Below are 13,877 nucleotides of genomic sequence, written 5' to 3' on the forward strand. Positions count from 1 at the left end.
CACTAAAGGTATGTTAGTAAAGGGTGTATAATTCTATTTTCATGGTATCTTCGTAAGATGCGACAACAGCACGCTGCCAACACACCACGAGCCCGGAAATACAGGAGCCACTGCCTGCTCTGTCTGCTCATGCTCCTGCCGGGACTCTTCTGCCCGGCAAAGCTGGCCGCGCAGCAAAAAGAGGTGCAGCACAACGAGCAGCTCTGGTTTGGCTACATGACCTCGGCCCGGGTTTCAGAGCGATTTTCCATCTGGAACGACTTTCATTACATACCGGAGGGTTTTGGGGTGATCCGCACCGGCCTGACCACACACTTCCCAAACCGCATAGATGTGACGGCGGGCTATGCGCATGTGCGGCTCCCGGTGGGCGGTGAGCTCAGGCGGCGGGAGCACCGCCCCTGGGCGCAGGTCGTGATACCGACCCCACTTGGAGGCAACTTTGCCCTGCAGCACCGGCTACGCTGGGACTTGCGCTACCGCCAGCGACTGTCGGCCGGTGAACTGGCGGAAGGCTATACCTTTAACCACCGCGCCCGCATACAGACCGTGCTGCGGCGCAATTTCCCCGCCCTTACTTTTGGAGGTATATTGCCCAGCCTGGTCGTATCCAACGAATTGCTGATGAACCTGGGCGAAGAAGCCACCGCTCCCTTTGACCAGAACCGTATCTCACTGATGGCCGCCGCCCGGTACAAAGGGCTGATGCTGCAGGCTGGCTACATGAACCGCTACGTGCAGGCAGCCACACCGGGCCGCTTTACCAGCAACCATACCCTGGTTGTGTGGCTGTTTCATACCATAGACTGGCGCAGGCAGGAAGTACAGCCATGAAGTGCTTGGAAGCCTGATACTGATCAGAAGGTAAAGATCAGGGTGGCCCGGTTAAAGGTATAGCCTATGCGCAGGTCTGGTTGGGGTTTGCTGGCATAGCGCAGCCCTTCATTATACACATGGATCGCCTGGTGCTCCCGTTTCATTCTGGCACCTGCAAAGGGTATACTTAAGGTCAGCAGACTGGCCCCCGCACCGGAGATCAGCCAGTTAGGCTGGTTGCCGGACAGCTGCCGACTCATTGGGTACGTCATCAGGAGCCCGCCTGCGTAGGAAAGCACAGAAGCCGGAAGTGAGTTGCGGTTAGCTTTCTGAAGCTCTTGTCTTGCCTCCGGATGTTGATCCAAAATATGCAAAAGCTGTTTTTTACTGATTTGCCTGCCATACTGATAGTAAGCAAATCCAAACCCTTTTTTCTGTACAATTATTTCATCGTCATGCTGTGCAAAGGAGCGGTTATACATACTGCTCAAAACAAGCAGTAACATTATCAAGTAAGTTTTCATAGGTATAAGGTGAGACTCAGGAACAAAATAGCAAAATTGCACTTTATCTCAAAGTGCAATTTTTATATACGCATATTTTTGCATTAAAGTATAGACCCATTACACTTCACACCTACTGACATTCAGCAAAATACATCTGAATCAACACAAAAAAGCAGCAGACCAATGGCCTGCTGCTTCGACTTAGAATAACACCTTATTATTATAGGCAGGATTATTATAGGCAGGTTTCCAGGCTAGCTTCCCAGTTGCTCTTCCAGCTCTTCGGCTTCCAGCATCAGGCTCTCCCACTTCTGGTTTACAGCATCCAGCTCTTTCTGCACCGTTTCAAACTTCTGGGATGTTTCCTGGAGTACGTTCGGGTTACCGTATACCTTTGGGTCAGCCAACTCCGTTTCGTATCTGGCGAGCTCCTGCTCCAGAATCTGCACCTGTTTCTCTACCTCGCTGATCTGGCGGTTGACCTGCTTCAGTTGGTTGTTCAGGGCATTGAATTCACTGTTGTCGCGCTTCTGCTTCGGTTCGTCTTTTTTAGGAGCCGGCGCGGCAGCGGCATCGCGTTTATTTTCTTTCTCGCGCTTCTCCTGGAACGCTTCATATTCGTGGTAAGTGCCCGGGTATTCTTTCAGCTGGTAATCATCGATGTACCAGATCTTGGTCGCCACGTTCTCCACAAAGTAGCGGTCGTGCGAGATCACAATAAAGGTACCCTCATACTGCTCCAGCGCCTGGATCAGGATATTCACTGACATCATGTCGAGGTGGTTGGTCGGCTCGTCGAGCATCAGGAAGTTGGCCTCTGAGATCAGCGTTTTGGCCAGTGCCACGCGGCTCTTCTCCCCTCCTGACAGTACTTTGATCTTCTTGAATACATCGTCGCCGGTGAAGAGGAATGAGCCCAGCAGCGTGCGCAGTTCTACCTCAGTTTTGCCGGAGCCAGCCTGCTGCAGTTCCTGCAGTATTTCGTTTTCCACGTTCAGGGCCTCCAGCTGGTGCTGGGCATAGAAGGACATGATCACATTGTGCCCCATTTCGCGTTTGCCCTGGATCGGCTCGGTGCCGGCAATGATGCGCAGCAGCGTGGACTTACCTTTGCCGTTAGCACCGATGAGCGCGATCTTGTCGCCCCGCTCAATGTGCACGTTGGTATCCCGGAAAATCAGTTTGCTGCCAAAGCTCTTGCTCATGTGCTCGAGCCGGAAGATATGCCGGCCCGGCTGCACGTTGAAGCGGAAACTGAAGTTCACCTTGGCCGCCTCCGGTGCCACCTCCTCAATGCGCTCCATGCGCTCGAGCTGCTTCATGCGGCTCTGGGCCTGCTTGGCCTTGGTCGCTTTGGCCTTGAACCGCTCGATAAAACGCTCCGTCTGCCGGATCTGGGCCTGCTGATTTTCGTAGGCGCCTTTCTGTATTTCGTTGCGCAGGGCTTTCTCCTCTACATAAAAACTGTAATTGCCCGGGTACAGGTTCAGCTTGGCCCCCGATACCTCCACCGTAATATTGGTGGTTTTGTCCAGGAACTCCCGGTCGTGCGACACAATCACCACGGCCCCTTCAAAGCGGTCCAGGTATGATTCGAGCCACTTGATTGAGGGCAGGTCCAGGTGGTTGGTTGGTTCGTCGAGCAGCAGCAGCGATGGCTTCTGCAACAGGATCTTGGCCAGCATCACGCGCATGCGCCAGCCACCCGAGAAAGAGGCCAGTGGTTGCTTCAGCTCCTCCGTTGTAAAGCCAAGCCCCTCCAGGATCGACTCCGCCTCAGCCTGCATGGTATAGCCACCCAGGGCCTCAAAGCGCTCCTGCAGCGAAGCCAGCTTATCGACCAGCTTGTCATGAAAGTTGTTTTCAAACTCCACCAGTATCTGATCGATCTCCTGCTGTAGCGAGATAGCTTCTTCAAAGGCCTGCATGGCCACCGACAGGATACTCTCGTGGGTTTCGTAGCTGAGCAGGTCCTGGTTCAGGAAACCGATGGTGGTTTCCTTGCTCATTTGTATGCTGCCACCGTCAGGCTTGTACTCGCCCACGATAATGCGCAGCAGTGTAGACTTGCCGGTACCGTTGAGCCCGATCAGGCCAATCTTGTCTTTGGGTTTGATGTGCAGGTTGGCATCCTCGTACATGGGGCGGCTGCCAAAATGAAAGCTAAGGTTATTAATTGAGATCATAGATTCAGAAAGCTGAGATACAAAGGTACTTATTTTGGGAAACATCCCCAGTGCAAAGGTCCACAGACCAAAAGTCACCTCATACGTAGAAATAAAAGATGCCTGCTGCAAAAAGCCCCGGCCAGGTAAACATTATCACATGCGCCTCGTTCTATAGCTTTATGCTTTTGGAAAATGTGTGTGCGATACGTTGAGAACAGCAATAAAATATAGCCTTTTATGATCGCAGTTACATCCCTGCTCGACCCATCTCATTCTGCGCGTGTATCTGAACTGACTGAGCTGCTTGATGAGAAATTTGGGCTCAATGAGGTGAAGATGACACCATACCCGCACCTGACCCTGCTTACAGCCGAAATACCGGACATGGAAGAGCTCCAGCAATACCTGGCGGAAACCAGTCGTGAAACCGAGCCCTTCACTATCCGCACCACCGGTCTGGGCGTGTTCCCGGGCGAAAAACCGGTGATCTACATCCCGGTGCTGCGCACAGCGCCGCTCAACCAGCTGCACGCCCGCCTGCACCGCGACATATCCGAGATGAGCAGCGAGATGGGCATCTACTACAACCCCAACATGTGGCTCCCTCACATTTCCCTGGCCCTTGGCGACACCTCTCCCGAAGTACTGGGACCAGTACTCACCTTTCTGTTCAACTACAATTTCAACTGGGAGATCAGGATCGACAACCTGACCATACTGCAAAAGTGCGGTGATTATTATTTAAAGGAAGACGAGTATACCTTCGGGCGTAAGGAGCTGACGTTATAGGTTTGCTCCTCTTTACCCTTCCGTTTTATCCCAGAATTTTCCAAGCACAGCCCTTACTCAAACCTGTCTGTAGATGCACTACAGCTGATATACCTGTGCCTGTTATAGAGAAAGTATTATTTTAATTTCATTTTAATCACGTTTTGTTTCACTTTTTCTTAACCCCTTAAAATTCATCCCCGTATTCTTGAATTGATTTAATCACACAAAGTCAAAAGCATATCCAATACACACATCTCAAAAACAAACATGACTATGGAAGAGAAAGACAACAAACAGCCTAAGCCTACCGAGGTAAATGAGGACAGCAAAAACAAGCAGCTGGAGCATTTCCGGAAGGATGACGATGGCCAATACATGACCACCGACCAGGGGGTTAGGATCAACCACACAGATGATTCCCTAAAAGCAGGACAGCGTGGTCCTACCCTGATGGAGGACTTTCACTTCCGCGAAAAAATGACGCACCTGGACCACGAGTCCATACCGGAGCGTGTAGTACATGCCCGTGGTTCCGGAGCACATGGCTACTTTCAGCCCTACGACGATTCTTTGAAAAAATTCACCAAGGCGAAGTTTCTCACCGACCCTAGTACCAAAACCCCCGTATTTGTGCGCTTCTCCACAGTAGTGGGCTCCCGCGGCTCGGCTGACACGGTGCGTGACGTGCGCGGTTTTGCCACTAAGTTTTATACCGCAGAGGGCAACTACGACCTGGTGGCCAACAACATGCCACCCTTCTTTATACAGGATGGCAATAAATTCCCTGACCTGGTACACGCCCTCAAGCCGGAAGCAGACAATGAAATTCCGCAGGCCTCAGCCGCCCACGATACCTTTTGGGATTTCGCCTCACTGATGCCGGAAACCACGCATATGCTCATGTGGGTGCTCTCTGACCGGGCCATTCCGCGCAGCTTCCGCATGATGGAAGGCTTTGGTGTGCATACCTTCCGCCTGATCAACGAGGCTGGGAAGGCCACTTTTGTGAAATTCCACTGGCGCCCTACGCTGGGTACACACTCCCTGGTATGGGATGAGGCGCAAAAGCTTGCCGGTAAAGACTCCGACTGGCTGCGTCGCGACCTGTGGGATGCCATTGAAATGGGTGACTATCCAGAGTTTGAGCTGGCGGTGCAGCTGATTCCGGAAGAAGATGAATTTAAGTATGATTTCGACCTGCTCGATGCAACCAAGATTGTGCCTGAGGAGCTTGTGCCCCTGAAAAAGGTAGGCAAGATGGTGCTCAACCGTAACCCGGATAACTTCTTTGCAGAAACAGAGCAGGTAGCATTCCACCCGGGTAACCTGGTGCCAGGCATTGACGTGACCAATGACCCGCTGCTGCAGGCTCGCCTCTTCTCATACCTTGACACGCAGCTAAACCGCTTTACGAGTGTCAACTTCACGGAGGTGCCGATCAACAGACCGGTGGCTCCGGTGCATAACAACCATGGAGCGGGCTTTATGAAAATGTCCATTGGCAAAGGTAAAGCCAACTACTGGCCAAACTCCATTGGCAACGGTTGCCCCATGATGGCACCTGAAAATATGGGCGCCTACGTGCATTACATGGAGAAAGTAGAAGGTCACAAAATACGGGCCCGCAGCGAAAGCTTTAACGACCACTACAGCCAGGCTACCTTGTTCTGGAATTCGCTTACCGAACCGGAGAAAGAGCACCTGGTATCAGCGGCGCATTTCGAGTTGGGCAAAGTAGGAAACAAAGAGATCCGAAGAAGACAGGTTGCCAACTTCTACAAAGTGGATCCGCAATTCGCCGCTCTGGTAGCTGCCGGCATTGGCATTGAGATGCCGATCGACCAGGATTCTGAACCGACCGGCAATTTCATAAAAGATGAAGCCTCTGAAAAAATCAAAAAAGGCAAGTCTGTGAAGGAGTCCGCCGCGATCAGCATGGAGAAAAACAAGATCGAAACGGCTAAGTCCAGACAAGTGGCCATCCTGATTGAAGACGGCTTTGACTACAACGAAGTGATGCAGGTGAAGGAAGCCCTGGAGGCGGCTGGCGCTCATCCGAAGATCATTTCGAAGCTGCTGGGTAAGCGTGTTTCCAGCACAGGACAGGAAGTTGAAGTGGACAAGCACCACGTGGCAGCCGGCTCTATTATGTTCGACGCGGTATATATCCCGGACGGCGAGAAGAGCGTGCGCAAGATGATGGGTCTGGGTGATGCGCTGCATTTTGTGGCTGAGGCCTTCAAGCACTGCAAACCGATCGCCACCTCTGGCTTCGGTATTAATCTGCTCGAAAAGGCCTTCGTGGTAGGCGTTAGTTTCGCTGAGAAAGATTCTGGTAAGGTGATGTCACATTCCGGCGTAGTAACTGCCGGCTCCGACGCCGACGCAGGTGAGTTCGCCGATAAATTTATCGATGCGATCAAAAAGCATCGCCACTGGGATCGGGAGCGACACATGACCCCGGCTTAAGTAAGTTGTTTGTTATTGATTGTTTGTTTGGAGCAAGAGCCGCGAATTTCGCGGCTTTTGCTTCTTATTGCAAAGATGAAAAAGATTGAGGCTATCGTCAGGATGGGCAAACTGGATGCACTGCGCGACCTGTTTGCTGAGAAAGGCATTGAATACATGACCGCCTATGATGTGCGGGGTTTTGGTAAAGAGGCTGCCACTGCGCAGGTATACCGGGGTGAATCGCACCAGGCCGATTTTATTCCGCGCATCAAAATAGAGATCGTCGTTCCGGACCAACGTGTGGATGAAGTGCTGCAATGCATCATCTCGCAGTCCCGAACCGGCAAGATCGGAGACGGCAGGATCTTTATCTCGGATGTAAGCCAGGCCATCCGTATTCGCGATGGTGCAACAGGAGACGAAATCCTCTAAAAATGTCGCAGGAAATATTTGTCATCAACAACGCCTGGATTCTACTCTGCACTTTTCTGGTGTTCATTACGCACCTGGGTTTCGCAACCCTGGAGTCCGGCCTGGTCCGGTCGAAGAACACAGTGAACATCCTTTTCAAAAACACCCTGATTGTGCCGATCGGCATCATCACCTATACCTTCTGGGGCTTCTCCCTGATGTTCCCGGGGGAGGCTTATGCCGGTATGTTCATCGGCTTTAACGAGTTTGGGCTGCCGGAGCCGGACAGCAGCGAAAGCGCCATCTATAAGGAAGGCTATATGCACTGGTCGGATTTCCTTTTCAACGCCATGCTGGCTGCCACCTCCGCCACGATCGTGTCAGGTGCCGTGGCAGAACGGGTCAAGCTCAACAGTTTCCTGATCTTCTCGGTGCTGTACGTCGGCTTCTGCTACCCGATTGTGGGCATGTGGAAGTGGGGCGGCGGCTTTCTGGATACACTCGACACACCTTTCTATGACTTTGGGGGAGCCACCCTCATCCACACCGTGGGCGGCTGGGGCGGACTGGCAGGAGCACTGCTGCTTGGCGCCCGGATCGGGAAGTTTAAGAATGGTAAAACCAAGCCCATGCCCGGACACAGCATGCCGCTTGCCACCATCGGGATATTTCTCCTTTGGATGGGCTGGTTTGGTTTCAGCGGCGCCTCTGTGGAGTCAGCCGCCCCTGAGCAGATATCGGAGGCAGTGGTGATGACTGCCCTATCGGCTTCGGCGGGTGCCATAGGTGCCTACTTTTTCTCTGTCCTGCTCTTCAAGACCAACGACCTGACTATGATTCTGAACGGCATTCTGGCCGGTCTGGTAGCCATCACAGCCGGTGCAGACCAGATGCACCTTATGGACTCCCTGCTCATCGGGTTTGTGGCCGGGTGCCTGGTGGTACTGGGGGTAAAGATCTATAACCTGCTGCGGGTAGATGATCCGGTTGGAGCTCTCTCCGCCCACCTGATCTGCGGCATCTGGGGCACGCTGGCGGTGGGTATCTTCGGTGACCTTGCCGGCTGGGACCAGTTTATAAGTCAGCTACTGGGTGTGGCAGTGGTCGGGGGTTTTAGCTTCACGTTTGCTGTGGCCGTTTGGTATGGCCTGAAGAAAACAATGGGTATTCGTCCGACGGAGGAAGAAGAGTTGGAGGGGCTGGATATCTCGGAGCACAAGATGCACGCCTATCCTGAGATAAATGCCTTTAAAAAGGACTGAGTATCGCGGGTCTATAGTTTAAATCGTGAGACATTTCGCTTCCTGCCGGAGATGCTTATCTTTACTTTCAAGACAAAGCATTTTCATGAAAAGCAATTTCGCCTCCTCTTATAAAGCAGGTATGGTAGCCCTGGCACTTTTCGCCGGCACATCCTGCAGCACCCGCGTCGCACAGTCACCCGCATTACCCGTTGAAACGGGCGTGTCCAGAACCCTGGCTGAACACCGCAACCAGACGCTACGCAATGTGCAGTATGACATAAAGCTGCAGATCCCCACTGGCAAGGACGCGCCTATACCTGCCTCTGAAACCATTTCGTTCAACCTGCTCACCAGGGAGCAGGCCCTGCAAATCGATTTTAAGGAGCAGCCGGACCACCTGCACGCTGTGCGGGTAAACGGGAAGCAAATACCGATCGTGTTCCAGAACGAGCATATTGTGATCGAGCCGCGCTACCTGAAGGAAGGGCCGAACCAGGTGCAGATCGACTTCACGGCCGGCAACCTTTCACTCAACCGCAACGAGGACTACCTCTATACCTTGCTTGTACCGGACCGTGCCCGCACCGTGTTTCCCTGCTTCGATCAGCCGGATCTGAAGGCGGTGTTCAAACTCACCCTCACACTGCCGCAGGACTGGAAAGCCCTGGCAAACGCCCCGCTGCAGGACTCCGTGCTGACCGGCGCTACCAAGACCTATACCTACCTGCCTTCGGATACCATTCCGACCTACCTCTTCTCGTTTGTGGCCGGCGATTTCCGGAAGGTGAGCAACAGCGACCGGGGCCGCACCATGCATTTTTACCACCGCGAAACCGATCCGGACAAGCTGAAAAGTATAGATCCTATCTTCAGCATACACCGCGATGCGCTGGCTTTTATGGAGGACTATACCCGGATCCCCTACCCTTTCCAGAAGTTTGACTTCGTGGCTATACCTGACTTCCAGTATGGCGGCATGGAGCACGTAGGCGCAGTCGACTATAAGGCCTCTACACTCTTCCTGGACGAAGGCGCTACGAAAGACCAACTGGTGGCACGCTCTAACCTGATCGCGCATGAAACGGCGCACATGTGGTTTGGCGACCTGGTGACAATGCGCTGGTTCAACGACGTGTGGATGAAGGAGGTCTTTGCCAACTTCATGGCTGATAAGATTTCGAAGACGACAGTGAAGAACAGCAACTACGACCTCAAGTTCCTGATCGACCACTTCCCGGCCGCCTACAGTGTGGACCGCACGGCCGGTGCCAACCCGATTCGGCAGGACCTGGCTAACCTGCAGGATGCAGGCTCGCTGTACGGGCACATCATCTACCACAAGGCGCCTATCATGATGCGACAACTGGAGCGGCTGATGGGCGAGGCAGCTTTTCAGGAGGGTCTGCAGGTATACCTAAAGACTTATGCCAACAGCAATGCCACCTGGCCGCAATTGATCGAAATTCTGGACGCCCGCACACCGGCAGACCTGCAGGCCTGGAACCAGGTATGGGTGAATGAACCTGGCCGTCCGGTATTCGACTACGACCTACAAGTGGCAGACGGTCAGATCAGCTCGTTTACGATCAGTCAGAAAGCTGAAGACGGCTCCGGCCGCCTCTGGCCGCAGCTCTTTGAGGTGGCGCTGGTGTATGCTGACAGTGTGCAGGAATTGACTGTAAATATGGACAAAGCCTCTGTACAGTTGAGCGAAGCTATCGGCAAGCGCATGCCGCTCACCGTCCTCTTCAACTCCTCCGGGCAGGGCTATGGCGTGTTCCCGGTCGATCTGCGTTACCGGGCCGGCATTAGCCAAATCAATCCGGTGATGCGGGCTTCTGTGTACATCAACCTTTACGAGAACATGCTCAACGGCAGAACGGTGACGCCAGACCTGCTACTGCCCATCACGCTGCTGGAGTCAGGTGTGGAAACAGATGAACTCAACCTGAAGCTGTTGACCGGCTACCTGAGCGATACCTACTGGAAGTTTACCACACCAGCCAGAAGAGCTGAGATAGCCCCTGCTTTTGAAAAGAACCTGTGGGACGCCATGGAGAAGCAAAAGTCAGGCAATGCGAAAAAGCTCCTGTTCAAGACCTACCAGAATATTGCCCTCACCAAAGAGGCACAGGGTCGTCTGCACCAGGTATGGGAGGCACAGAAGGCCCCGGCTGGCGTTACGCTCAATGAAGACGACTATACCTCGCTGGCTCTGTCACTGGCCGTGCGTGACTATGCCAACTCAGCAGGTACACTGCGCCAGCAGCTGGCCCGCATCAAGAACCCGGACCGTCAGAAGCGCCTGCAGTTCCTGATGCCAGCCCTGTCAGGTGACGAGCAGGTACGCGATGCCTTCTTTGCCTCGCTCAAGTCGCGCAGCAACCGCGACAAGGAAGCCTGGGTTGGATCAGCCCTCTCCTATCTGCACCACCCGCTGCGTGCTGCCTCGTCAGAAAAGTACCTGCGCGAGAGCCTGGAGTTGGTAGAGGAAATTCAGCTGACCGGCGACATCTTCTTCCCGACCAATTGGCTACAATCGACCTTCAGCCACTACCAAACCCCTACTGCAGCGGCGACTATACGTGCCTTCCTGGCTGAGCACCCGGATTATAACCCGAGGCTCAAAGGCAAGATCCTGCAGGCTGCGGATCATGTGTTCAGGGCGGAGAAACTGGCGAAATAAGATTGGAAAGTTAAAACAAGAAGCCCGCTACTAACGCAGCGGGCTTCTCTATTATACCTCAAAAATCCTTTGTCTTTTTATGCAATAGTCTTTTGTCTAAAAAAATTACATATCCAGCACCAGCGCGAAGATCAGCGGAGCCACGATAGTGGCGTCTGACTCGATCATGAACTTTGGTGTGTCTTTGCCGAGTTTACCCCAGGTGATCTTCTCGTTTGGCACAGCACCTGAGTAAGAACCGTAGCTGGTGGTAGAGTCAGAAATCTGGGCGAAGTAGCCCCACAGCGGAACACCGTCGCGCTGCAAGTCCTGGTGCAGCATCGGCACTACGCAGATAGGGAAGTCACCGGCTATACCGCCACCGATCTGGAAGAAACCGATCGTAGACTCTTCTTTGGCAGTCTCAGTATACCAGTCGGCAAGGTACATCATGTACTGTATACCTGTTTTCATGGTATGCACATTCTTGATGTCGCCGCTGATCACGTGACCGGCGTAGATGTTACCCAGCGTGGAATCTTCCCAGCCCGGGCAAATGATCGGCAGATTTTTCTTGGCAGCTTCCAGCATCCAGCTATTCTTCGGGTCGATCTGGTAGTACTGCTCCAGCTCGCCACTCAATAGGATCTGGTAGAAAAACTCGTGCGGGAAATAAGCTTCGCCCGCCTTGTCCGCTTTTTCCCAGTACTTCAATACCACATGCTCCAGACGACGCATAGCCTCTTCCTCAGGTATACAGGTATCCGTTACGCGGTTAAGGTGACGGCTCAGCAGCTCCTCTTCATCAGCGGCAGACAGTTCGCGGTAATGCGGTACGCGCTCGTAAAAATCGTGCGCCACCAGGTTGAAGATATCTTCTTCCAAATTGGCACCTGTACAGGAGATCGCGTGGATTTTGTCCTGGCGGATCATCTCAGCCAGAATAATGCCCAGCTCAGCCGTAGACATGGCACCAGCCAGCGTCACCAGCATTTTACCGCCGTTGTCCAGGTGTGTCTTATATCCTTCGGCTGCGTCGATGAGCGAAGCTGCGTTGAAGTGCTTGTAGTGCTTTCTTAAAAAATTAGATACTTCCATTTTCCTTGTGTTTATACTTTGTACTAATTCGTGTTTATACTCCTGCAACCCGATATGAGTTAAAAAAAGATCTTGTCCCGCAAAGATATACTTTAATACAATATGCCTCTTCGCTTACTTCGAAACCAGCTTCAGTCCAATAATGGAGCAGATGAGCAGGAAGATGAAGAACAGCCGCCAAATGTCGGCAGACTCCCTGTAAAGCAGCATCCCAACCAGCACCGTACCCACCGCGCCTATACCTGTCCAAACGGCGTAGGCAGTGCCCATCGGGATAGTTTGAATGGCTTTGTTGAGCAAAAAGAAGCTCACGGAAATGCACAGGAAAAACCCAACTGACCACTTCATCACGCTGAAGTTGTTCGATAGCTTGAGACAGGTGGTAAACCCGATCTCAAACATTCCCGCCATGATGAGGTATATCCAGCCCATTTTCTTTTTTTACAAAGGTCGGGACTCCGGACCGGAAGAAATTTAACAAATGTTAAAAAATCACCTGACCTCCGCCCGGATGCGGCTGAGGGTGACCTGCGTGACACCCAGGTAAGAGGCGATCTGGTTGAGGGGCACGCGCTGGATCAGGGCGGGGTTCTGCTGCAGCAGAGCTTTGTAGCGTTCGGTGGCCGACTGAAACTGAAAAACCATGAACCGCTCCTCTGTTTTGATGAGTTCGTACTCGGCCAGCTTGCGGCCCCAATTTGCCAGTTCGATGTTGGTCAGGTACAGCTCCTGCAATTGGGCAAGGTCCATGGCCTGCACCACCGAATTTTCTAGCAGCTCCACGGTTTCGTAGCCGGGCTTGTTGGCCACATAGCTGTAGTAGGAAAACACCAGATCGCTTTCGGCGCCAAACCAGAAGGTCACCTCCTGGTCGTTGCGGTAGCAGAAGGCACGTGCGATGCCCCGCTCAATAAAGAAAACCTTGTTGCTCACCTGCCCTTCCCGGAAAAGGATATGCCCTTTGGGCAACTCCTGCCGCTGCATCAGCGCCGTGAGCTGCTCAAAGGATCTATCCGAAATAGGGTATAACTGCCGGATGGCCTGTTCGATGGTCTGCACCATTTGCTTTATGCAAAAAAGTTATTTTGCTGGTTTCTCGATCACGAGGTTATGGTTGGTGTAAATGCAGATGTCGGCGGCAATGTTGAGGCTTTCGCGCACCATATCCTCGGCCGAGAGGTGTGGAGCGTGCTTCTTCAAAGCCAGGGCCGCTGCGTGTGCAAACATACTGCCCGAGCCGATAGCGGCGATTTGGTTGTCTGGCTCCAGTACGTCGCCCGTACCAGAGATGATCAGGAGCTCTTCTTTGTTGGCGACCACCATCATGGCCTCCAGTTTGCGCAGGTACTGGTCTTTGCGCCAGTCTTTGGCCAGCTCGATGGCAGCACGCTTCATGTTGCTCTGGTAGGCGTTCAGCTTCTCCTCGAAGCGCTCGAGCAGCGTGAAGGCATCGGCAGTGGAACCGGCAAAGCCTGTCACGATCTTGCCGTCGAGCAGCTTACGGATCTTTTTGACATTGCTCTTGGCCACGTGCTTGTCCATGGTAGCCTGTCCGTCGGCGCCTACACATACTTCACCGTTGTGGTATATACCTACTACTGTAGTTGATCTTATTTTTGCCATCTCTGTGTTTTGGTTTATGTGAAAGGTATACGGCTATACCTTAAAAAGCTTTAGCTAAAGCCAGTACTTCTGCAAACAAAAAGCCAAAGGTATAGCAGCCGACAAATTGTCTGTATATCTAGGC

12 protein-coding genes are annotated in these 13,877 nt (G+C 52.9%); 6 read left to right on the forward strand and 6 right to left on the reverse strand.

Features of this window, described 5'->3' with window-relative positions; all coding sequences use genetic code 11:
- The first annotated feature begins 57 nt into the window (after positions 1–57).
- The gene (locus tag AC5FXQ_RS05920; RefSeq protein WP_493601572.1) at positions 58–834 is read left to right on the forward strand and encodes a DUF2490 domain-containing protein; all 777 of its coding nucleotides are present in this window, start codon (positions 58–60) and stop codon (positions 832–834) included.
- A gap of 23 nt (positions 835–857) precedes the next feature.
- On the opposite strand, the gene AC5FXQ_RS05925 is transcribed toward AC5FXQ_RS05920, so the two are convergent.
- Both AC5FXQ_RS05925 and abc-f read right to left on the reverse strand, forming a co-directional pair.
- Positions 858–1,181, reverse strand: a complete 324-nt coding sequence (locus AC5FXQ_RS05925; protein WP_493601573.1) for a hypothetical protein — start codon at positions 1,179–1,181, stop codon at positions 858–860.
- A gap of 395 nt (positions 1,182–1,576) precedes the next feature.
- Positions 1,577–3,508 carry a ribosomal protection-like ABC-F family protein gene (gene abc-f / locus AC5FXQ_RS05930; RefSeq protein WP_493601574.1) on the reverse strand — a complete coding sequence of 644 codons (1,932 nt, stop codon included), beginning with the start codon at positions 3,506–3,508 and terminating at the stop codon, positions 1,577–1,579.
- Positions 3,509–3,727: 219 nt separating this feature from the next.
- On the opposite strand from abc-f, the gene AC5FXQ_RS05935 reads away from it, so the two are divergent.
- From AC5FXQ_RS05935 to AC5FXQ_RS05955, 5 genes are all read left to right on the forward strand, one after another.
- Positions 3,728–4,279, forward strand: a complete 552-nt coding sequence (locus tag AC5FXQ_RS05935; RefSeq protein WP_493601575.1) for a 2'-5' RNA ligase family protein — start codon at positions 3,728–3,730, stop codon at positions 4,277–4,279.
- Positions 4,280–4,534: 255 nt separating this feature from the next.
- Positions 4,535–6,730, forward strand: a complete 2,196-nt coding sequence (locus AC5FXQ_RS05940; RefSeq protein ID WP_493601576.1) for a catalase — start codon at positions 4,535–4,537, stop codon at positions 6,728–6,730.
- 75 nt (positions 6,731–6,805) lie between these two features.
- Entirely contained in the window at positions 6,806–7,144 is a 339-nt protein-coding gene (locus AC5FXQ_RS05945; RefSeq protein WP_493601577.1) for a P-II family nitrogen regulator, read from the forward strand.
- Between the two features lie 2 nt (positions 7,145–7,146).
- Positions 7,147–8,385, forward strand: a complete 1,239-nt coding sequence (locus AC5FXQ_RS05950; RefSeq protein WP_493601578.1) for an ammonium transporter — start codon at positions 7,147–7,149, stop codon at positions 8,383–8,385.
- Positions 8,386–8,470: 85 nt separating this feature from the next.
- Positions 8,471–11,053 carry a M1 family metallopeptidase gene (locus tag AC5FXQ_RS05955; RefSeq protein WP_493601579.1) on the forward strand — a complete coding sequence of 861 codons (2,583 nt, stop codon included), beginning with the start codon at positions 8,471–8,473 and terminating at the stop codon, positions 11,051–11,053.
- Positions 11,054–11,158: 105 nt separating this feature from the next.
- Here AC5FXQ_RS05955 and AC5FXQ_RS05960 read toward each other — a convergent pair whose 3' ends face one another.
- The 4 genes from AC5FXQ_RS05960 to hslV all read right to left on the reverse strand — a co-directional run bounded on the left by AC5FXQ_RS05960 (position 11,159) and on the right by hslV (position 13,753).
- A complete protein-coding gene (locus AC5FXQ_RS05960; RefSeq protein WP_493601580.1) occupies positions 11,159–12,130 on the reverse strand; it encodes a deoxyhypusine synthase family protein in 972 nt (323 codons plus the stop codon).
- A gap of 114 nt (positions 12,131–12,244) precedes the next feature.
- Entirely contained in the window at positions 12,245–12,562 is a 318-nt protein-coding gene (locus AC5FXQ_RS05965; RefSeq protein WP_493601581.1) for a DMT family transporter, read from the reverse strand.
- A gap of 60 nt (positions 12,563–12,622) precedes the next feature.
- Positions 12,623–13,192, reverse strand: coding sequence for a Crp/Fnr family transcriptional regulator (locus AC5FXQ_RS05970; protein ID WP_007660236.1), 570 nt, complete (start codon positions 13,190–13,192; stop codon positions 12,623–12,625).
- Between the two features lie 18 nt (positions 13,193–13,210).
- Positions 13,211–13,753 (reverse strand): ATP-dependent protease subunit HslV, encoded by a 543-nt coding sequence (hslV, locus tag AC5FXQ_RS05975; protein WP_007660238.1) that lies wholly within the window; start codon positions 13,751–13,753, stop codon positions 13,211–13,213.
- Positions 13,754–13,877 lie beyond the last annotated feature (124 nt).

The sequence above is a fragment of the Pontibacter sp. LHS1 genome, assembly GCF_058932855.1.

Coding starts and splice junctions, on each gene's coding strand:
- AC5FXQ_RS05920 (WP_493601572.1), top strand. CDS start 58: ATGCGACAACAGCACGCTGCCAACACACCACGAGCCCGGAAATACAGG.
- abc-f (WP_493601574.1), bottom strand. CDS start 3,508: ATGATCTCAATTAATAACCTTAGCTTTCATTTTGGCAGCCGCCCCATG.
- AC5FXQ_RS05935 (WP_493601575.1), top strand. CDS start 3,728: ATGATCGCAGTTACATCCCTGCTCGACCCATCTCATTCTGCGCGTGTA.
- AC5FXQ_RS05940 (WP_493601576.1), top strand. CDS start 4,535: ATGGAAGAGAAAGACAACAAACAGCCTAAGCCTACCGAGGTAAATGAG.
- AC5FXQ_RS05945 (WP_493601577.1), top strand. CDS start 6,806: ATGAAAAAGATTGAGGCTATCGTCAGGATGGGCAAACTGGATGCACTG.
- AC5FXQ_RS05950 (WP_493601578.1), top strand. CDS start 7,147: ATGTCGCAGGAAATATTTGTCATCAACAACGCCTGGATTCTACTCTGC.
- AC5FXQ_RS05955 (WP_493601579.1), top strand. CDS start 8,471: ATGAAAAGCAATTTCGCCTCCTCTTATAAAGCAGGTATGGTAGCCCTG.
- AC5FXQ_RS05960 (WP_493601580.1), bottom strand. CDS start 12,130: ATGGAAGTATCTAATTTTTTAAGAAAGCACTACAAGCACTTCAACGCA.
- AC5FXQ_RS05965 (WP_493601581.1), bottom strand. CDS start 12,562: ATGGGCTGGATATACCTCATCATGGCGGGAATGTTTGAGATCGGGTTT.
- AC5FXQ_RS05970 (WP_007660236.1), bottom strand. CDS start 13,192: ATGGTGCAGACCATCGAACAGGCCATCCGGCAGTTATACCCTATTTCG.
- hslV (WP_007660238.1), bottom strand. CDS start 13,753: ATGGCAAAAATAAGATCAACTACAGTAGTAGGTATATACCACAACGGT.